At 48.8% G+C, this 19,674-nt stretch carries 19 protein-coding genes and 1 other RNA gene; 8 read left to right on the top strand and 12 right to left on the bottom strand.

Annotated features, from left to right (window positions below):
• Positions 1–77: 77 nt before the first annotated feature.
• The 3 genes from sir to ACJ2PR_RS01540 all read right to left on the bottom strand — a co-directional run bounded on the left by sir (position 78) and on the right by ACJ2PR_RS01540 (position 2,964).
• Positions 78–2,111, bottom strand: coding sequence for a sulfite reductase, ferredoxin dependent (gene sir, locus ACJ2PR_RS01550; protein ID WP_446875649.1), 2,034 nt, complete (start codon positions 2,109–2,111; stop codon positions 78–80).
• A 215-nt stretch (positions 2,112–2,326) separates the two neighbouring features.
• Positions 2,327–2,563: a hypothetical protein gene (locus tag ACJ2PR_RS01545; RefSeq protein ID WP_446875648.1), complete on the bottom strand. Its 237-nt coding sequence runs from the start codon at positions 2,561–2,563 to the stop codon at positions 2,327–2,329.
• A 119-nt stretch (positions 2,564–2,682) separates the two neighbouring features.
• Entirely contained in the window at positions 2,683–2,964 is a 282-nt protein-coding gene (locus tag ACJ2PR_RS01540) for a hypothetical protein (protein WP_446860781.1), read from the bottom strand.
• A 201-nt stretch (positions 2,965–3,165) separates the two neighbouring features.
• On the opposite strand from ACJ2PR_RS01540, the gene ACJ2PR_RS01535 reads away from it, so the two are divergent.
• Complete coding sequence (locus ACJ2PR_RS01535; protein ID WP_446875647.1) at positions 3,166–3,777, top strand: Uma2 family endonuclease; 612 nt, start codon at positions 3,166–3,168, stop codon at positions 3,775–3,777.
• A gap of 16 nt (positions 3,778–3,793) precedes the next feature.
• Here the strand turns inward: ACJ2PR_RS01535 and ACJ2PR_RS01530 are convergent, their stop codons facing one another.
• From ACJ2PR_RS01530 to ACJ2PR_RS01505, 6 genes are read right to left on the bottom strand one after another with little or no spacing between them, the layout of a single operon-like run.
• The gene (locus ACJ2PR_RS01530) at positions 3,794–4,372 is read right to left on the bottom strand and encodes a Uma2 family endonuclease (RefSeq protein ID WP_446860783.1); all 579 of its coding nucleotides are present in this window, start codon (positions 4,370–4,372) and stop codon (positions 3,794–3,796) included.
• Positions 4,373–4,418: 46 nt separating this feature from the next.
• Positions 4,419–6,104 (bottom strand): NAD+ synthase, encoded by a 1,686-nt coding sequence (locus tag ACJ2PR_RS01525; protein WP_446875646.1) that lies wholly within the window; start codon positions 6,102–6,104, stop codon positions 4,419–4,421.
• Positions 6,104–6,448, bottom strand: coding sequence for a HepT-like ribonuclease domain-containing protein (locus tag ACJ2PR_RS01520; protein ID WP_446875645.1), 345 nt, complete (start codon positions 6,446–6,448; stop codon positions 6,104–6,106). Before ACJ2PR_RS01520 ends, ACJ2PR_RS01525 begins: the two co-directional genes overlap by 1 nt.
• A 33-nt stretch (positions 6,449–6,481) precedes the next feature.
• Positions 6,482–7,225 carry an NUDIX hydrolase gene (locus ACJ2PR_RS01515; RefSeq protein ID WP_446869610.1) on the bottom strand — a complete coding sequence of 248 codons (744 nt, stop codon included), beginning with the start codon at positions 7,223–7,225 and terminating at the stop codon, positions 6,482–6,484.
• Positions 7,189–7,833, bottom strand: a complete 645-nt coding sequence (locus ACJ2PR_RS01510; protein WP_446869609.1) for a nicotinate-nucleotide adenylyltransferase — start codon at positions 7,831–7,833, stop codon at positions 7,189–7,191. The genes ACJ2PR_RS01515 and ACJ2PR_RS01510 overlap by 37 nt, the downstream gene beginning before the upstream one ends.
• Positions 7,834–7,870: 37 nt before the next feature.
• Positions 7,871–9,220 (bottom strand): nicotinate phosphoribosyltransferase, encoded by a 1,350-nt coding sequence (locus ACJ2PR_RS01505; protein WP_446875644.1) that lies wholly within the window; start codon positions 9,218–9,220, stop codon positions 7,871–7,873.
• Positions 9,221–9,867: 647 nt separating this feature from the next.
• Between ACJ2PR_RS01505 and ACJ2PR_RS01500 the strand changes: the two genes are divergently transcribed.
• The 7 genes from ACJ2PR_RS01500 (at position 9,868) to ACJ2PR_RS01470 (ending at position 14,951) form a co-directional block, all read left to right on the top strand.
• Positions 9,868–10,020 carry a hypothetical protein gene (locus tag ACJ2PR_RS01500; RefSeq protein WP_446860790.1) on the top strand — a complete coding sequence of 51 codons (153 nt, stop codon included), beginning with the start codon at positions 9,868–9,870 and terminating at the stop codon, positions 10,018–10,020.
• Between the two features lie 247 nt (positions 10,021–10,267).
• Positions 10,268–10,960, top strand: coding sequence for a hypothetical protein (locus ACJ2PR_RS01495; protein ID WP_446875643.1), 693 nt, complete (start codon positions 10,268–10,270; stop codon positions 10,958–10,960).
• A gap of 36 nt (positions 10,961–10,996) precedes the next feature.
• Positions 10,997–11,485: RNase P RNA component class A (rnpB, locus tag ACJ2PR_RS01490), an RNA gene on the top strand.
• A gap of 423 nt (positions 11,486–11,908) precedes the next feature.
• Positions 11,909–12,523 (top strand): hypothetical protein, encoded by a 615-nt coding sequence (locus tag ACJ2PR_RS01485; protein WP_446860792.1) that lies wholly within the window; start codon positions 11,909–11,911, stop codon positions 12,521–12,523.
• Positions 12,524–12,601: 78 nt separating this feature from the next.
• Positions 12,602–13,324 (top strand): ribonuclease III, encoded by a 723-nt coding sequence (rnc, locus tag ACJ2PR_RS01480; protein WP_446860794.1) that lies wholly within the window; start codon positions 12,602–12,604, stop codon positions 13,322–13,324.
• Between the two features lie 45 nt (positions 13,325–13,369).
• Positions 13,370–14,413 carry a Gfo/Idh/MocA family protein gene (locus tag ACJ2PR_RS01475; RefSeq protein ID WP_446875642.1) on the top strand — a complete coding sequence of 348 codons (1,044 nt, stop codon included), beginning with the start codon at positions 13,370–13,372 and terminating at the stop codon, positions 14,411–14,413.
• Positions 14,414–14,774: 361 nt separating this feature from the next.
• Complete coding sequence (locus tag ACJ2PR_RS01470) at positions 14,775–14,951, top strand: Uma2 family endonuclease (protein ID WP_446869606.1); 177 nt, start codon at positions 14,775–14,777, stop codon at positions 14,949–14,951.
• Between the two features lie 90 nt (positions 14,952–15,041).
• Here ACJ2PR_RS01470 and nusA read toward each other — a convergent pair whose 3' ends face one another.
• From nusA to ACJ2PR_RS01455, 3 genes are all read right to left on the bottom strand, one after another.
• Positions 15,042–16,373, bottom strand: coding sequence for a transcription termination factor NusA (nusA, locus tag ACJ2PR_RS01465; protein ID WP_446858793.1), 1,332 nt, complete (start codon positions 16,371–16,373; stop codon positions 15,042–15,044).
• Positions 16,374–16,434: 61 nt separating this feature from the next.
• A complete protein-coding gene (gene rimP, locus ACJ2PR_RS01460) occupies positions 16,435–16,899 on the bottom strand; it encodes a ribosome maturation factor RimP (protein ID WP_446858792.1) in 465 nt (154 codons plus the stop codon).
• A 413-nt stretch (positions 16,900–17,312) separates the two neighbouring features.
• The gene (locus ACJ2PR_RS01455) at positions 17,313–19,238 is read right to left on the bottom strand and encodes an iron uptake porin (protein ID WP_446875717.1); all 1,926 of its coding nucleotides are present in this window, start codon (positions 19,236–19,238) and stop codon (positions 17,313–17,315) included.
• Between the last annotated feature and the right edge of the window lie 436 nt (positions 19,239–19,674).

Below are 19,674 nucleotides of genomic sequence, written 5' to 3'. Positions count from 1 at the left end.
GGAGACTTCCGGATAAGAGTTTCGACTCAGAGTCTCTTACGTGTGGGGGATTTAGGGGGCTGCTAATTGATCGCGATCTAAGACTCGATCGGCGGCAAATAAGCGTCTAACGCCTCAGCAACCAGTTGAGTAATCGGTTTGTTTTGCTGGACAGAGGTTTGCTGAAGACGGAGATAAACTTCGCGCTGGATGCTGACTCGTGGAATTCGATTGCGTTTGGGCTTGGCAAGAACTTCCTCAGACATCTCCTGGGCCACGACGGTATCTTCTACAGAATCTTCGGCGGCGGATTCTAGAGACGTTTCTGCCACAGCCGTATCTTCGAGTGAATTTTCAATCATGGGTTCTGAAAGTTGGTAACTGCTGACAAATTGACGAATCTGATCGAAACCGAGGCGATCGCAAAAATCACCAAAGCTTTCTCCCAAACTACGCGATTTCTTGAATAACACAAAAATGGGTTCTAGCTCAGTTTCTAGATTATCAATGTGCAGCTTTTCGATGTAGGTTTGTGACAGTCGCGTTTGGTTGGGCGCAGCGCCAAGCCAAATTTGATAAGTGTCTGGGCCGTTGCCAACAAATCCCAGTTCTGCGAGGTAGGGGCGGGCGCAACCATTGGGGCAACCTGTCATGCGAATGATGAAATGCTCGTCGGGAAGCCCAACTTTGGTGAGGAGCGATCGAATCCGTCCCAAAATGCTGGGGATGACTCGTTCTGATTCCGCCGTCGCCAGTCCGCAAGTGGGCAAAGCAGGACAAGCCATCGAGTAGCGGACTAAAGGATCAATCTCTTCGACAGACTTGATGCCGCAGCGAGTCAGAATGGCTTGAATTTCGTCCTTTTGAGCGGGGTCGATTTCGTAAAAAATCAGGTTTTGGCTGGGCGTGACCAACATTGGCAAATTGTATGTCTCAACAATCTCGCGCAGTGCCGTCTTGAGCTGAAATGATCCTTCGTTTTTGACGCGACCGTTTTCAACCGAAATGCCCACAAACAGCTTGCCGTCTCCCTGTTCTTGCCAGCCGAGAAAGTCGAGATACTCAAATTTGGGCAGAGGTTTGAATGGCTCCAGCTTTTTACCAAAGTATTCTTCGACCTTGGCGCGAAACTTTTCGACTCCCCAATCTTCGATCAGATACTTCATGCGGGCGTGACGACGATCGCTGCGATCGCCATAATCTCGTTGAGTCGCGACGATCGCTTTGACGGCATCATACACATCGTCTTTGGCGACATAGCCAATCTCATCCGCAATCCGAGGAAAGGTTTCTTCTTTGTTGTGGGTTTTTCCCAATCCGCCACCCGCAAAGATGTTGAAGCCTTCGAGTTCGCCCTGATCGTTGGTGATGACGACGAGACTGACATCTTGAGAATACAAATCGACCGAGTTATCACCAGGCACCGTCACCGCAATTTTGAATTTGCGAGGCATGTAATGTTTGCCATAAATCGGTTCGGGGTTGTCGTGAACGATCGTTCCAGTCCCATTTTTTTGACGCGCCGCGACGACTTCAGGATTCTCTTCGGCTGAAATAAATTTCTCACCATCTAGCCAAATTTCGTAATAAGCGCCTGTTTGAGGAGTCAACAAATCGGCAATTCGATGCGAATACTCGTAGGCAAACTGGTACTCAGGACGATTTCTAAAGGGAGCCGGAGGAGCCATGACGTTACGATTGACATCGCCACAAGCGCCCAGTGTATTCCCCAAGTTGCGAACGATCGCGGCGATCGCTGCCTTCAAATTCTTCTTGAGAATGCCGTGAAGCTGGAACCCTTGGCGTGTCGTAGCTCGAATCGTCTGATTGCCGTACTCGTTGGCAATATCATCCAACGCTAGATAAAGCTGAGGAGGAATAAAGCCACCCGGACTGCGGGTTCTGAGCATCATTTGATAGTCTTTTTCTTGCCCCTTCACCCGATTGTCGCGGTTGTCTTGCTGGTAGGAGCCGTGAAACTTGAGGATCTGGATGGCATCCTCGGTGAAATGGGTCGTGTCGAGGAGAAGTTCAGACGCGACGGGTTCCCGCAAAAAGTCACTGCGATCTTTGAGTCCTTCGACTTTAGAAAGCTTGCGGGCGGTGGAATTGGGTGTCGAAGATAGTACCATTGCGCTGCGATCGTGAGGAGGTAGGTTGAGACAGGAATGGGCAACGAGTCTGCTGGCTTTCGCTCACTCATCACCCATGATTAAAAATTTTTGTTTCCCAGTATATCGGTCGGAATTCTGAGGAATCACTTTATCCTATCATCGCACTCTACTTTATCGGGTGATCGAGTCGAAATGGCGATCGCGCTAAATGATTTAAGACTAATTCTGGTTCTCTAGCTGTAAATCGACCGCTGGGGGTATGACGGGAGCGATCGGGCTTTATCCAAATCGTTCTTGGTAGGAACCATCTCGTAGACAATTTCAAATTCGCCATCTGGGTCAAGGGTTTGAATTGCTTTCAAATATTCTTCCGCGTGGGGATGACGACGAAATCTCTCCATAAATTGACGCTGAAAATTGGGCAGGCGACGATAAATCACCCACGGCTTGAGCGAGTCTTGATAACTCATATTTTGGAGGCCATGAAAAATAGTTGAACTCTCTGACAATAAAAAACCCCTGAGTTGGGGTCAAGAGTTTTGGATGAGAGTTTCCAGTAAAAACTTGGAGAATAGTGCAATAATAAATTTTATGAATCTTCTAGCTGTTGCAAGACGGCCTGAAAGATTTCGCGTTGACTCCTTCCGCCTTCCTCTAGCATTCGTTTGATAGTCATGGCATAGCCCAGAGTATTTTCGTATTGGTCAGGCATCCCAGGGAAATCGACTCCTGAACCCCAGCGCTCAACCGTGTCTTCTTCTAAGCCGATCACGCGGGAAAGGAGTTTTACGCATTGTGTACGGTAACCTCTGGCTTTCTCGTCTTCTTCACTGACGTTGAACCACAGGCGGCAAAATTGTCTCGGCTTCATCTTGTTCGGCAAATCATGCGGACTAAACGATGATCTACCTGTACCCTTTAACCTCAAGATTGGATACCTGCTTAGTGGAAGGATTAAGGCTAACTTATCACAAATCTTGAAGCAGTTTGATGGAAGTATTCCAGCATTAATATAAAATCTTTTCGTTCGCGTTATCGTAATATCAGTTGAAGAATCAGAGAGGCAAGCAGCATGTTTCAAGCTTCGCCAAAGTTCATAAGTTTTGAGGAGTTTGTAGCGTGGTATCCCGATGGAGAAGGGCGCTACGAGCTTTACAGAGGAGGCGTAATTGAGATGTTGCCAGCAGGTGATCACGAAGAAGTGACCGCATTCGCCACTCGCAAGCTGATTTTTGAAATCGATCACCTCAATTTGCCCTACATCATTCCCAGAACCTACCTTGTGAAGCCTCCCGGTGAGGACACTGGCTATCAACCAGATATTCTTGTTTTGGACAAGGCAGCGCTTGAAGACGAGCCACGCTGGAAAAAATCATCGACGATCGAACAGGGCAAATCGATCAAACTCGCCGTAGAAGTGGTCAGCACCAACTGGGGCACCGACTATGGGCGTAAGGTGACCGACTACGAGCAAATGGGCATTCCTGAGTATTGGATTGTCGATTTCAAAGGACTGGGCGCAAAGCGATATATTGGCTCTCCCAAACAGCCGACCCTCTCGGTTTATCAGCTAGTTGAAAATGAGTATCAAGTGCAACAATTTCGAGGAAAAGACCGAATAATTTCCGATACCTTTCCAGAATTAACATTAACCGCAGCACAAATTTTCTCAATAGAAACTTAGACAAAATGTCGCTTTTCTAAATGCCTGCTTTTAAGATCTCTTCAGCCGTTAACTGCAAATTTTGAAGAATTTCAAGCTGAGATTGAACTCGATCGCTCCCTCGAAATTCCTTTATTTCATAAGCTCCATTCATTAGTTCACAGACCGACACCACCTGAGTTTCGGGATCAATAATCCAATATTCAGGAATGGCGATCGCCTCATATTGTCCAAGTTTTGCAATGTAATCACGGTCTCGCTGCAAGTCGCCAGGGCTAACCACTTCAACCACCAACAAAGGAGGAGCCATTGACAGACGAATGGTATTGCGCCGCTCCAGTTGTGCAATGTGTTCCTCACGAATAATGGTCAGGTCTGGAAATCGATTCCGAGGTTCACCCATCACTTCAACTTCTAAACCATGAGGTCTAACTCTCAGATATCCTACGATCGCAGCAAGTTGAATTGTCAGAAAAACTGCAATCCCAACATTAAATCCTGACTCTGGCGGCACTTCAATTAACTCCCCATTGAATAATTCATACACATTGTCCGTTCCATCGTCGTAGCCAAGATATTCCTCAAAACTTGAAAACCTTTGCTTAGTTTGAGTCATATTCGCTTTATCCAGGTGATGTTTGTGACTTACTAAATCCTACTCGTTAATAGGAGGTTTGTTTGCTGGCGATCGGCATTCTCCAACCTGTCCCAAAAGCACGATCGGTAATCTTAATTCCGGGAGGAGCCTGACGACGTTTGAATTCTGCAATGGTAACCAGTCTAACTACGCGATCGACCACCGTTGCATCATGTCCAGCAGCGATAATTTCTGTGGCAGATTGATGTTGATGAATGAAGCGATCGAGAATATCATCTAACACTTCATAAGGCGGTAAAGAATCCTGATCGACCTGTCCAGGTTTCAATTCGGCGCTGGGTGGTTTAGTCAAAATGTTGGTAGGAATTAGTTCCGATGAACTTCGACAATTGAGCCATTCACAAATTGAATACACTCGCGTTTTAGGGACATCAGCGATCGCCGCCAATCCCCCATTCATATCGCCATAAAGCGTGCAATAACCCACCGCCATCTCAGATTTGTTGCCTGTCGAAATCAATAGATACCCAAATTTATTCGCAATTGCCATTAACAAAGTGCCACGAATTCTGGATTGAATATTCTCTTCGGCAACACCAAACGACGTTCCAGCAAAGAGTTCTTCTAGCGTTTGATCGTAAGCATTCATCAACTGTTCAATCGGGAGTTTTTGAGTTTGAATTCCCAAATTTTTTGCTAACGCTAACGCATCTCCGACTGAGTGATCAGAACTATAAGGCGACGGCATCAAAATTCCCAACACATTTTCGGCACCGAGGGCAGAGGCCGCGATCGCCGCCACCAATGCGGAATCAATCCCACCACTCAAGCCCAAAACTACTTTAGAAAAACCACACTTTCGCGCATAATCTCGCACACCCAACACCAAAGCCGACCAAATTTCAGCCTCATCACAGTCAGGTTCAAGCGCGATCGAACTCGGCGAAAAATCTCGCTTTTCAAAATCGTAATCAACCGTCACAAAATCAGCCTCAAATCCAAGAGCGCGACAGATTAAATTGCCTTGGCGATCGACAACTACACTACTCCCATCAAAAATTAAATCATCATTTCCGCCGACTTGATTAGCATAGATCATCGGCTGATTAAATCGAATTGCACCATGCTTCAACATCGATTCGCGTAATTTTTGCTTGCCAACTGTATAAGGCGAAGCAGATAGATTGATCGTAAAATCAACGCCTCTTTGAGCGAGGTCAGCGATCGGATTCAAGTTATAAGTTCGTTTGCCCCAAAACTCTTCGTCATTCCAAAGATCTTCACAGATTGTCACGCCGATATGAATAGACGTTGACCCTAAATCTAATGTGAAATGATTCGCTTCATTGCCTGGTTCAAAGTAGCGATCTTCGTCGAATACGTCGTAAGTTGGCAGCAATCTTTTGTGAAAAATCTGTCGAATCTTTCCCTGTTCTAAAAGTGCAACACTGTTAAAAAGAGGCTTTCCTCCGGTTGTTAGCGATCGCACGTTCAAATCCACCGTTCCCACCAAAACTGCCAATCCAGACGGCAATTGTGTCGCCAGTTTAAGCAACGTTTTAGACATTTCTTCCACAAAGCTCGGATTGAGCAACAAATCACGAGGCGGATAGCCACAAAGAGAAAGTTCAGGCGTTAATAAAAGCCTTGCGCCTTCGTTAGATGCCTGATGTGCAGCGTCTAAAATTCGTTGGGCGTTGCCTTTGAGATCACCGATCGTGGGGTTGAGTTGAGCGATCGCAACTTTCATCAAATATCTCCTTGTAAATTTTGGGCGATCGCTGTAATTTGTGCTTTGAGGGTTGGTAAATCTTGCTTAATAACTTCCCAAACTTCATCTAAATCAACGCAGATGTAATCATGGATCAAAACACTTCCTATCCTTTCAATATTTCTCAATGCATCATCAAAGTAAACGCCTTCAGCCTTATTTATTAGATGTTTCACTGCTTTGCTAATAACTTCAAGATTACAAATTACCGCATCTTGAATTATTTGAGTATTCAAGAACACTTCTCGCCCTTCCAACGTGTAAAATTCAATGCGAGAAATTCCCTCTAAAATATCACTTAAGTAAAGACAGCGTTCTCTCATAAACCGATTCTCACTTTTCGTTCTAACTTTGCTTTAAATAAACACTAATGGCTTGTCCTTTAAAGGCGCAAAAGCTTCGGCATCAAAGCGATATAGACTGGCTGGACGGCCTGCTCCGCGTGAAACTTTGATTCCGGTATCGCAGAGAAAACCTAGCTTGAGAAGGCGCGATCGAAAGTTTGAATAATCCGAAAAATTCTCACCCAAAACGGTTGTATAAAGTTGATAAAGATCGCTCAACGTAAACACTTCTGGCAACACATCAAACGCCACTGGACTGTACTCCAATTTATTTTTGAGGCGATGATGTCCATATTCCAAAATCGTATTGTGATCAAACGCCAACTGCGGCAACTGATCCAACGGATACCAGGCAATCCCACTCACACCATCCGCAATCAGTTCAGCTTCGGCAAACCGGACTAACGCAAAATAGCTCACCGACAAATAACGCACCCCATAGCTGTCATCAGCTTCACGCGGATCGCGATTTGGCCCGCCAAAGGTATACAACTGCTCTAGATAAAGATTTCGAGCGCGAATCTTTTCCGACAAAATTCGATAAGCTGCTTTCTCCAGCGATTCTCCTCGACGCACCAGCGTTCCGGGCAAACTCCAGCGATCGAGAAACGGCTCCTCCTGACGCATCACCAACAAAACCAACAGCCGATTTTGCGCCGTATCGACCGAAAAAATGGCGTTATCGACTCCAACCCTAAAATCTGCAAGTGCCTCACCTTTTAATGGATGGGCAGTTTTTCTCTGCGTGCGTGACATCCGTACAGTTGCTCCCGATCGATATAGTCTTGAATCGGCGGGGTGACGCTCTCAGTCTCTCCCTGCTCACGATAGGCGGTCGAGGAAACATCTGGGGCACTGAGATCAGCGATCGTCACATCGGCTCCCATCTGTCTCAAACGGTTTAGATCCTGGCTCACGAGAGAATATCCAGGTCGCGGCACCACCAATAGTTTCACCTGTTTCAGCAGATCTTCGACGCGAAACCACTGAGGTAATTGACTCACCAAATCGGCACCAATGACGAGCGTAAATTCTGCCCCGTTCCAGTGCTGTTGGGCGCGTTCTACGGTGATCAGCGATCGCGGACTGCTCAATTCTGGATAAACCTGTACATTTTGCCTGGGCAAATCCAACTCATGAAGCCTGGGCAAATCCAATTGATGAAGCCTGGGCAAATCCAATTCATGAATCAACAACCGCAGCATCGCCGTCCGATGTTCCAATGCAGTCTGATGCGATTTGAACGGATTGTCAGAAGCCCAAACCGCCACTTCATCAAAGCGATGAGACAGCCACCTCAAAATGGTCAAATGCCCCGTGGTAGGTGGGTCAGCGCTAGTTCCAAAAAGAGCAATTTGCTGCATGGAGGGGAGGATGAGGGATGAGGGATGACAGGAAGTGCTAGGGATGCTTTCGGGTTGTTTCGATGAGATGGGACAGGGAGCCAGAAAGGGTTAGAGGAATAGAATTTGGTTGATTGATGTCACGGGTTTCAGGTGGCAAGCTGATCACAGAAGCAGCCGTACGGTGGGCGATCGTTCCCAAATTTTCCAACTCTTGCAAACGCTGTCCCTGTTTGACTACAAGCTGCATCAGCGGTTGTTCTGAGGCGATCGGTGATTCGTTAACCAAACCTAGACGATCGCTCACCACCCTTCCATTCTCAACCTGCCGAAAAATCTGCTTGCGTCCAGGATACGTGATTTTTCCAGGCGACTCCTTCATCACGGGAATATCATCAATTTCGACCAGTTTATAAACTCCATTCACGGGCGCACCTGTCACCAACTGAGTTCCCAACCCATAGCCATCAATACAGGCACCTGCGGCTTTGAATTCGGCAATCTTCCACTCATCCAGGTCGCCGCTGGCAAAGATCGGAACGCCGGGTAACAATTCGCGCACCTGCTGAGACAGAGAAACCAAATCGCCCGAATCGATACGAATGCCTGCCAAATCAAGTTCGCCCTTTCTAAAAGGTTCAGATAGCTGACGGGCGGCGGCGATCGTGTCATAGGTATCAATCAACAACGGCGCACCCGGAAAGTAGCGATGAAAGGCGGTAAACGCATCTGACTCACTGCCCGCAATGGCACTCAACGCCATCACCAGCGCGTGGGCCATCGTCCCCGTCGGATTACGCCCCAGTTTCACCGCAGCCAATACATTGGACGTTGCATCAAACCCCGCCGCCAAAGCCGCACGAGCCGCCCAGAGAGAAGCCTGCGGACTGAATGCCCGACGAGTGCCAAACTCTAAAAGGGTTGCTTGTGATCCGGCGATGTCTCGCGATCGCGCCGCACGAGTCGCAATCAACGTCTGATAATTCAGGGTATTCAATAAATAGGTTTCGACCAGTTGGGCTTGCCAAAGTGGGGCTTCAATTCGCAGCAAAGGTTCGTTTGCAAAGACAGCCGTTCCTTCAGAAACCGCCCACACGTCTCCCGTAAAACGAGCCGCTCTCAACAGCGTCCAAAACCGTTCTGGAACCTGATCAAACATGCCCGTAGCTCGCAGTGCATCAATTTGTTGAGAGCTAAAGTGCAGTTTTTCTAAGTAATCCAGCGCTTGAGCCAAACCCATCGCAATCAAGTAGCCAAACTTAGCAGGTAAACGCCTGACAGTCAGTTCAAAGCTGGCTCGGCGCTGATCGAGGTTTTCGCCCACGTAGCAAGCTGCCATTGTCAACTGATATAGGTCAGTCAAAAGGCTGTAGTCATGGGAGGCGATCGTTAATTCCGCGTCTTCCACCCGTTTCTCCTTAAGTGAATGAGGGTTGTTTTTGGGCTACGGAGGCTCATAGGGCACTAGAAAAACTCTGTTGAAGCCATTCCATAATTATAGTTAAAAAAACCAAAAATCAATAGGCGAAGGTGCAGAAAACTACAAAATGGTTGAGTAAAAAACCTGGAGAAGGCGAAATATACGGCGACTTAGCCCTTCTAAGCGACTCTGTTTATAGTACTTTCTATCAAAACCTCTGGCGATCGCACCAAAAAGGAATCGTAGGAGGAGTATAGAGAAATCACATTAGAAACTGATAGAAATTTAGGCACAAACTTATTGTCTTTAAAGAACGACCCCTTGCAGGTAACTCGAAGAAATCGCTCCTCTCAAATCAGGCTCAAAGCAGCAATTTTTTTGATTGAAATATTAAGAACTAATTGCAAAGCTCGACTCAAGCAAGCCTATTTGTTTTATTTCAGAAACAAAACTCATCCAAAAATATCGAAATATAAACAACTCTCTGAGACGAGTCGATAAACGTAAATAAATAATGTATTTGCGTCCAAATTGAACCGAAATTCATCATAATCAATCACATAGGATCAAGACCACTCAGGATACACAACTCGCTTCAAGCTCACATCCAATCAACCTGTTCAGAGGTGAATTTTATGAGCCTTCCTAAAGTGATTGATGACGTTGTTTCGTACATTTCTGGTGCCATGTCTCGCATTTTTGGCCCCACCGATGACTCTTATCCCGAAACCGGAGTACAACCCTATCAAGGAGATTACAAACACCCCAAAAAGCATCGCTCAGACTGATGAACGTTGAATCTCGTTTGCTCCTAGTTTGTGTCATTCAATTCGGTAGGGAAGAATCAGACTTCTCTGCCGATTTTTTTGCCTTCATAACCTGCTCTTTCCAGTCCCATATCGATTTGACTAAGGGGTCATACCCCTCACTTGGGTGTCCGCTAGACCTCTAACAAAACTGCCTCACAAATCGTTTGAACGCCAGATGAGATGGTATAAGGTCTACAGTCCGTCGTCTTTAGGTTTGGGGTCAACGATGACTGAACTCGACTTTGTGCTTCTTACGGTCTATCTGCTATGCGTCACTTATGTTCTGTACCAAATTGTAGACTCGTTTAACGATGAGTTTCATATCGCCCTAGACGACGACGAACTTAAACAGCACCTTGCCGCTCACAATCTCTCAGAGATCCTTGGCGTTAGCTTCAAATTTGACTCGCACTACGAATTTCACACGCTAAAACAACTCGCCATCAGCATCAACAACAAATCCCAGGATCACCCCATCTACATCGATTGGGACTACTGCTCAATGACGGATCTCGATGGTCGATCGCGCCGTGTCACCCGCCTGCCCCCTGGCACCACCCTCGATCTTTCACAAACCCAAGTGTTTAGTGTCATCGCCCCCGGCAGAACGCTCAAAGAAGCGATCGTCGCTGAAGACATGCTCACTCGCAAAGGCGACGATGGCGCAATGGACATCGCCAAAACCATCATTAATCTGGAGAAGCCAGACCCCAAAAAATCTACAGAAGCCCAGCGAAAACGCTACAAAAACTTCATGGAGATGAAGGAACCTGTAAAATTTTCCCTTTATCTGACCATGCGTCTGACTGGCCCCAACACTATCTCCCCCACGGGCGATCGCACCCAGGTCATCTGCACCTTTACCCTCACCAAACTCGACTGGACAGCCGGCCTCCCTTGGAACCCTCGCAAAAAGTAATCGTTCACCAACTCCGACTAAACTGGAAAATGGAGAAGAGTCAGGGTAGGCAGTTGCGGACGCGGTAGAAGTTTTTTACCCGTCTGAGGAAAGTCCGGACTCCCCAAAGACCAGACCTGCTGGGTAATTCCCAGTGCGAGCGATCGTGAGGATAGTGCCACAGAAAAATACCGCCAGTTGTCAGGCTGAAGGTCAAAGGTAGACGGAAGAACTACAAATTCATCCCTCATCCCTCATCCCTCATCCTTCTCATTGGTAAGGGTGCAAAGGTGCGGTAAGAGCGTACCAGCAGTATCGAGAGGTGCTGGCTCGGTAAACCCCGGTTGGGAGCAAGGTCGAAGGAACAATGGTTGGTCTTTTTCCAGTTCCGAGCTGTCAGAAGGAAACTTTTGGGAGCGCATCCGCTTGAGGCATTTGGCAACAGATGTCCCAGATAGATAACTGCCCTCTGAATGTTTTGCATTCGTGTTTTGCATTCGTGCTTGCATTCAAAGAACAGAACCCGGCTTATGACTGGCTCTTCTCCACTTTGTCGCGACAGTCCGACTTGAGACCATTGCGTTGATCACTTGGGAGCTTTCTATCAAAGAAGTCGCACATTGCGTAAATTTCCCAAATTTAGCCCCATAGCGTCTCGTCGATGTCTGTAATGCCCACCCGACCTTGGGTTAACTTCTTTTGTGGAAATCGCCTTAGAGCCGTTTTTGATTGAATTCACTCCACCCTTTCTTGACCTTTCCATCAACTGCCGCGAAAACTGCTACAAAGCGATCGCCCAAACTTTTTCACCAATCCGCAATTTTCAAGCAGAAATTTAATTTATGTAGATTCCGCAAAGTGGCTGTCGCGATTCGACAAGATGCCTGGAACCTGACTTACGATGAAATCATCAGGAAGTCTACCTTATTCCAGAGGATCGCTGTGCCTACAGATCTGTAGGATAAGCCCGTGAACAGTCAGATTACTACCCTCATCCCCTCCCAACGGTCGGAAGTTGCCCTCACTTCTGAACCCCTTCTAGCGATCAGCGAACAAAAAAAGAGTGGACTGATTCTCTGCAAAGAGTTTCATGCTGAGTTTGCCGGCCCCGGCGCGGCCGTCAGCAGTTTGGCGGAGCAGTGTTACCAAGCTGTGATTGCGATCGGCTCCCCAGAACTGTTGCCCCTCCACACCCTTGAAGGTCGTCGCAGAGCCTATGGGCGGCGCATTCAATGGGGACGCTGGCTCCACAAAATTGTCGAACATCCCGATCCAGCGATGAGAGCCGAGAGACTGCTGGCCGGGTTTGAAGAATTCTTTGGGCGGCAGGTTGTTATTAGCTTACCGAGTGAGGTCTTGGCGCTTTTGGCGGGGGTGTTTCCGGGGACGATCGAGCAAGTTCGTCTTCAGCATTGGCATCTGGGCAAGCTAGAATCGACGGCTTTTTTGCCCACCTCTGATCAGCTAAAAGTTACTACGATTACGCTGGATGCAGCGACGCGAGAAACCTGTGAAGTTCCCCTGTTGACAACGGCGACGATCGGCGAGATTTGCCGCACCTATGAGTTTCTCCGCTCTGCTTGAAAGTAAAAAATGGGCGGTTGGGATGAGGCGTAAGGAGTAGGGTAGAAGAAGACTGTTCTCTCTACACTTGATCGAAGGATGACCTTACACTATCCGCGCCGTCAGCAACAGTTACAAACCCTATTACAACGATTGGGCGTGCTTGAGCAGGCTGCGATTCGCTGGGAGCTGCTAGACCTGGCCCTAACGCACTCGACTGTTTCTGCTGAGGCCAACTATGAGCAGCTTGAATTCGTCGGGGATGCCGTGGTTAAACTGGCGGCGGCTGAGTTTTTACTTGAAACCTATCCCAATCTTAAGGTTGGCGAATTTACCGCAATGCGATCGGTTCTGGTCAGCGATCGTGTTCTCGCTTTGATTGCTGATGAATATGGGTTCGATCGCTATTTGCTGGTTTCTGCGAGTGCGATGGCGGATCAGGCCGGCAAAGAATCTCGTCTCGCAGACTCTCTAGAAGCCGTTCTTGCAGCCCTTTATCTGAGTACTCATACGCTACAGCTAGTTCGCCCGTGGCTCGATCGTCATTTTGAACCCTTATCTGCTGAGATTTTGGCAGACCCGGCGCGGCAAAACTACAAAGCTGCCCTACAAAGTTGGACTCAAGGGCGTCAAAAAGTCTTACCTGAATATCGCACCCAGGAATCTGGGAAAACTCACAACGATCCCGAACGATTTACTTCAGAAGTTTGGCTTCAGGGAAAATGTCTGGGCAGAGGGATGGGGCGATCGCGCAAAGCCGCAGAACAGGCGGCTGCCCAGGTCGCTTTTGTGTCCCTGAGTCAAGAAACGGAGTCCGTTTGAGGGCTGAATGGGAACCGCTCAAAACTCAGAACGTTAGGAAAATCAATGTCACATCAAACGAGAATTGCAGTCTTTGGCGTGGGTCGGTGGGGTGTGCATCTGTTGCGAAATTTTTTGCAGAATCCTCGATCGCAGGTAGTGGCAGTGGTCGATCCGCAAGCTGAGAGTCTGGCGGCGGCGACCCAAAAGTTTGATCTAGACAAGCGAACTTTGCTGACAACTGACTGGCGAGAGGTGATGGACTTGGACAGGGTGGAAGGGGTGGCGATCGCAACTCCGGCCGTCACCCACTACCCGATGATTACAGCCGCTCTCAAGCAGGGCTTTCACGTTTTAGCAGAAAAGCCTTTGACCCTGAAGGTCGAGGAATCGTTACAGCTTTGTCGTCTAGCCGCCCAACAGCAACGGCAACTGGTGATCGATCACACCTATCTGTTTCATCCCGCAGTGCTAACTGGAAAGGACGCGATCCAAAGGTTGGGCAATTTGCGCTACGGGTATGCGGCTCGGACTCATCTCAGCCCGGTGCGACAAGATGTAGACGCTTTGTGGGATCTGGCGATTCACGATATTGCGATTCTCAACTATTGGCTAGGAGAACTGCCCTGTGAAGTGCAGGCAAAGGGTCAGGTTTGGCTTCAGCCTCAGTTGGGGCTGCCTGATTTTTCTCAAGGGTTGGCGGATGTGGTTTGGGCGACGCTCACTTACCCCAGTGGTTTTCGCGCAACGCTTCATCTCAGTTGGCTCAATCCTGACAAACAGCGGCGCATCAGTCTGGTCGGCAGTCAGGGGGCGTTAATTTTTGATGAACTGGCAGCCGATCCCCTATGTCTGCATTGTGGACAGTTTGAGAAAAAGGGGCCGCACTTTATCCCAGTTGACCAACGCCGTGAACGTTTGAATCTGCCGCCTGGTGAGCCACTCCAGCAAGTCTGTGACCATTTTTTGACCTGTGTCCAACAAAATCAGCCTTCTCAAATTTCTTCGGGGTGGTTAGGGGCAGAACTGGTGCAAATTTTGAGCGCTTTATCGGAGTCGATGCGGCAAGAAGGAGCGGCGATCGTCCTCCAGCCCTTCAGTCGGCAGTAAAGGCCTAATGTGGCGTGAATTCGATGAGAGTTTTTTCGCTTCGTTGTTCACAGCTTCTGCCCCCATCCCCCAACTCTGGGGTACAGGGTGGTTTCGTACACCAAAAGGAAAACCCAGAAGCCTAATTTTTCAGTCTCTGCGAACACTTTGTGGCGCGTAGCGTTCGTAACTTTGAGCGAACCTCAACGAAGGAATCAAAAATCCTCACTATTTTTTCTTGTATGAAACCACCCTGCTCGCTATCCCCCTCGCCACGCCTGGTGCCGAGAATGATGAACCGCAGAAACACCCATCAAATGACGCTGACCCGCCCCTCGCCCAGGGTCAGGAATACTTTGTAGAGCGTCAATCAAATTCATAAATGCAGGAATATATTGAGAATGGCGTTCGATTGGGTTGGTTGCTCGATCCGCAAACACCGCAAGCTAAAATCTACCGTCCGGGGCAGGCTGTAGAAACAATTCCTTCTCCGATCGTCCTATCCGGTGAAGATGTGTTGCCGGAATTTGTTTGGGATGTGAATCGAGTGTTTCGTTAGCGAATAGCAACGGATTTCGACCACAGACGAAACGAACGAAGATCTGTGCGTCGATCGCTCATTCGTTTCATCCGCTCAAATCTGCTGCCTCTAGACTTCTTCTGCTTCTAGCTCCTCTTCTTGAGGCTCATCGACTTCGGGCTGTTGAGGTTCTTCTGGTTCCTCTTCGTATTCCTCCTCTTCGTATTCCTCTTCGTAGTCGTCGTACTGAGCGGCTTCGGCATCAGCCTTTTCTTGAGCGATCCGTCGAGCTTCTGCGATCGCCGCAATCTTCTGGTTTTCGGCTTCGTAATCGTATTTGGCGATGTCTTTGATGTCAATTTTCCAACCTGTGAGCCGAGCGGCGAGACGGACGTTTTGACCTTCTTTCCCGATCGCCAAACTCAACTGATCCTCGGCCACCAGCACATGAGCCTGCCGACCATCCGGATCGACTAATCGCACTTCATCCACCCGCGCCGGACTCAACGCATTAGAAATGTAAGTAGACGGATCGGGCGACCAGCGAATCACATCAATCTTTTCGCCCCGCAACTCGTTCACTACTGCCTGAATTCGAGACCCCCGCGCCCCGATGCAGGCCCCTACCGGATCGACATCGCGTTCTAACGTATCGACAGCAATCTTGGTACGCGGGCCCACATAGCGAGACGGAGGATTAGCCTCCCGCGCCACCGCCACAATCCGCACAATGTCGTCCTGAATTTCGGGCACTTCGTTTTCAAACAAATAAACGACCAGTCCCGCATCGGCCCTTGATACAACAAGCTGCGGGCCACGATGTGACCCTTCACTCACCTTTTTTAGGTAAACCCTGAATGTGGCGTTGGCTCGATAGTTATCGTTGGGCAGTTGATCCCGCTTGAGCAATTCGGCTTCGACTTCTGGCTGACCAAACCCGCTGGTGACCGCCATGATTACCGATTGCCGTTCAAATCGCAGCACTCTCGCCTGCAAAATTGTGCCTTCTAGCTCCTGAAATTCTTCTTGAACCAGTTTGCGCTGCTGGTCTCGTAGCTTTTGGGCCAAAACTTGCTTGGTTTGAATCGCGGCCATCCGCCCAAAATCGCCTTGTTCAGGGGTGACATCCAGTACGACCGTATCGCCTGTCTGAGCTTCGGCGGCGACTTCCAAAACTTCTTTGAGGGCGATTTGGTGGTCGGGGTTGTTGACCTCTTCGACGATCGTCTTGGTTGCCAACACGCGAAACCCTTCTTCCTCAATGTCTAGCTCGACTTCAAAGTTGTCAAAATAGTCTTCTTCAAAGTTGGGGTTGTCGATGCGTTGAGTGCGGCGAAACCGTTCATAACCCTTCATCAAGGCTTCTCTCAAAGCGGCTTGTACAGATAGTTTGGGCAGATTGCGGTCTCGGCTGATGCCGTCGATCATGTCTTTGAGTCCAGGCAATGCGACCATTGACATAAGAAAATCTCCGTGAGTATTAGATTGTTAGATTGGATAGTCAGGCAAAACAGAAATCAGGCTATTCCTCTCCTTCGGCCAGCAGCACTTTGTCTACCAGTTCGCGAGGAATGGCGATCGTTCGCCCCTTTAAGCTGAGATAGACGGCTTTTTCATCGCGCTTGATCAGGTTGCCCGTCCACTCTGTTTGACCCTGATGGGGTGCAGAGGTGCTGATGATGGCCGGAAAGCCTCGAAACGAAGTGAATTCGCGATCGGTAGTGAGCGATCGTGAAATCCCCGGACTGGAGACTTCCAAAACGTAGGCTTCAGGCATCATTTCAGTTTCGTCTAGTGCCACTTCAAGAGCACGACTCATTTGCTCACAGTCTTCTAGCCCCGTGTCATCCTGCTTGTTTCGCACATCGACCCGTAGCACAGGCGGGCTTTGGTTGGTCTGAAAAACGGCCGCAACGACTTCCAAGCCTAGTGACTCTGCCACGGGTGCAGCGAGGTTAAGGATTTGAGGAATTAAGGGATGCGCCATTTGAATACTGCTCCAAATAAAAAAAGTGGGTCACTTTAGCCCACTCCTCATGAAATGATTTCATGAAATTCGGTGACGAACAGCGAACTGTCCTTCATAGTGATCTAGTTTAGCGGATGAATCTTAGAGTGGCGGGTTTTTTGAGGGATGAGGGATGAGGGGATTTTGGAATGGGTCGATCGATGAGTATCTCAAGTTAATGTCAACTCAATGAGGTTTTTTTGCTGAGGTGCTCAGGGCTTCTACCTCCCAAGCTGCCAATTTTGGGGACTTTTAGACCAGATTTCCAGTGCAAAGTCTTTCACTCGTGGGAATTTGACCATTATCTCAACTGACAACTGCCGCGCAAGATCTCATCGAATTCACGTTAGATTACCTTTCCTCCCTCATCTCTCATCTCTAATCCCTCATCCCTAGAAGGTAAAAGTCGTCCGAATCACAGGCACAACGACGGTACGACTGCTACTAAAGCCTTCAGGATTGAAGATCACAAACGCACCGGGCGTAATGCTGATGTTGTCATTGACTCTAAAGTTAAAGTAGCCCTCCACCTGATAAGGCGTTCTATCTTCAGGAGAAACGGCCGCATCGCGCACCGCAATCCGATAAAGAGGACTGCCGAAAATTAGGCCCGCAGAGTTGCCTTTTCTAAACACATCTCTCACCTGAATCCCGACTAACCAACTGAGAAAGTCTGTACCTGCCTCTAAATCCACCAGATCAGCCCGAATGTAACTTGCAGAACCAGCCAACGTGATCGTCGGGCTAAACTTGAAAGCCACCGTTGCCCCAAAGGTGTTGAGCTTGATGCCTTGGTTTGCCACGCCTCCCAGCAAGCCTAACCCTGTAGAACTGCGTCTCGTAAACTGAGCGAGTTGAGCCGCGTTAAGCCTGGCCGGATCTGGGATGACGGAGCCAATGTCACCCGTTCCTAGCCCGGTGCCCAGAATGTTGATTTGGTGATAGCTGTGGGCGTAGTTGAGACCGATGTCGATCGCGCTCGTCGGTTTGACCGTCAATTGAGTGGCTACTACATAGCTGCCGTTAAAAACGCCTGCCCCCAGCGGTGTGCCAGGAAATCCTGCATTGTTCACAACGTTGGCGTTGACGCTGCCATAAAGGGCACGCAGGTCGATCGTGTCTGAGAGATTAAAGATGAATCCCGCAGCAGAAGCCAACCCCGTCTGAGATGTACCACCCGACACCCGTTGAGCGGCTGGTAACGTTGCAAATCGAGAAATTGCGCCTTGCCCTTCACTCGCCCAGGGCAAAATTGAGGGAAACGCATCTGACACTTCTGCATTGGTGCCGACAAAGGCAGTAAATTTATTGACGAGTGGGAAGATGTAGAGCAGCTTATAGAGGCTAACAGAATTATTACCGCCTCTCGCGCCCAAGTCTTGCGGACTGACTGTGGGAAACTGCGGCTCAAATCCCAACCGAGTATGACTGGCATTGCCAAACACCGCATCCCCGTAGCCCAAGGTTCCGGCTAGACTGCCGCCGCTTGTGCCTAAAATGCTTGGCCCGCCCCCAAAGTTGTAGGCTTGTAGCCCGGTGATGAGTAAGTCCTTTCCAGAAAAGCTCGTGTTGAGATTGAGCCGAACGCGGTTGTTGAAAACAGTATTAGCATCTCGACCTGCCCGCGCATTTGCCGCCAAGACGGCCGCTGGTGTTGCACCAATTACCCCAGGAGTCAGTGTTAAGTTGCCATTTGTATTGTTGATAAAACCAGCATTGCCGCCTCGATAGGAGCCATACGCTGACGACAGGCTAAAGATAGCTTCTCCGCTCAGTTTGGTGGTGGTTGAGAACTGCTGCTTTTCTAGCGTGGTGGTTCGAGCTTCGAGCGCATCGACTCGACCGCGCAGGGTGGCTAATTCTGCGGCAAATTCTTCTTGAAGCTTCTGGAGCGTTGCCAAATCTTCTTTTTTCACCAGGTCTGCGGTGGCGGCAGCAATTAACTCATTGACGCGATCGAGACACGCATTCAAACCCGCCGCAAACTCAAAACGGGTCATGGCACGGTTGCCGCGATAGGTTTTGTCAGGATACCCCGCAATACAGCCATACCGTTCTACAAGGGACTGCAACGCCTGAAATGCCCAGTCCGTGGGGCGCACGTCGGATAACTGTGATACGGAAGTCACCTGATCCATCGCGATCGGGGCGGATGCTTGTGAAAGTTGAGATACCGATGGGGTAGAAGGGGCTGAGGTGGCTTGAGCGATCTCGATCGGCAGCGAAGAGCGAACTTCATTATTCACACGAAGAGTTTGAGAAGATTCAACTGCACTGGCCTCAAGGGAAACTTGTTTCGCAAGCGCGGGCATTCCCATCAAGGGAAGACTTGCCAATAGCCCAATCAGATAAAGGGTCCGAGTCAAAGATACTTGCTTTCTGTTCACAATAAATCCTCACCAAAATCATTTAGGAACTGCCTCAAAATCTGTAGTTCACTGACCGCAAAGTGTCGGAAATGGGTTAGATAACCCCTCGATTGCCAATCGACTCGTAACCCTTCAAAAGCTTTTAGCGGCACCGAACCACTTACACCTCAACCGCAGTCCCTTTGGAGTTTTCCAAAGGGGTAATCGTTCGGGGATCATGTCTGAAGTTAAGAGTGGTTCGTCTACAAACTCTATCTGTCGTAGGGGTCTCAACGGAATAGCCTTAGCCTCAGAAAATTGTGATGATTACAATAGAGGTCGCTCGCATGATTAAATCGTGATGAGTCTTGCGCGATCGCCAAAATTGGCTCTATGATAGGAAGCT

This window comes from Phormidesmis sp. 146-33, assembly GCF_052939515.1.
This window is presented reverse-complemented; position numbering and strand designations above follow the sequence as displayed.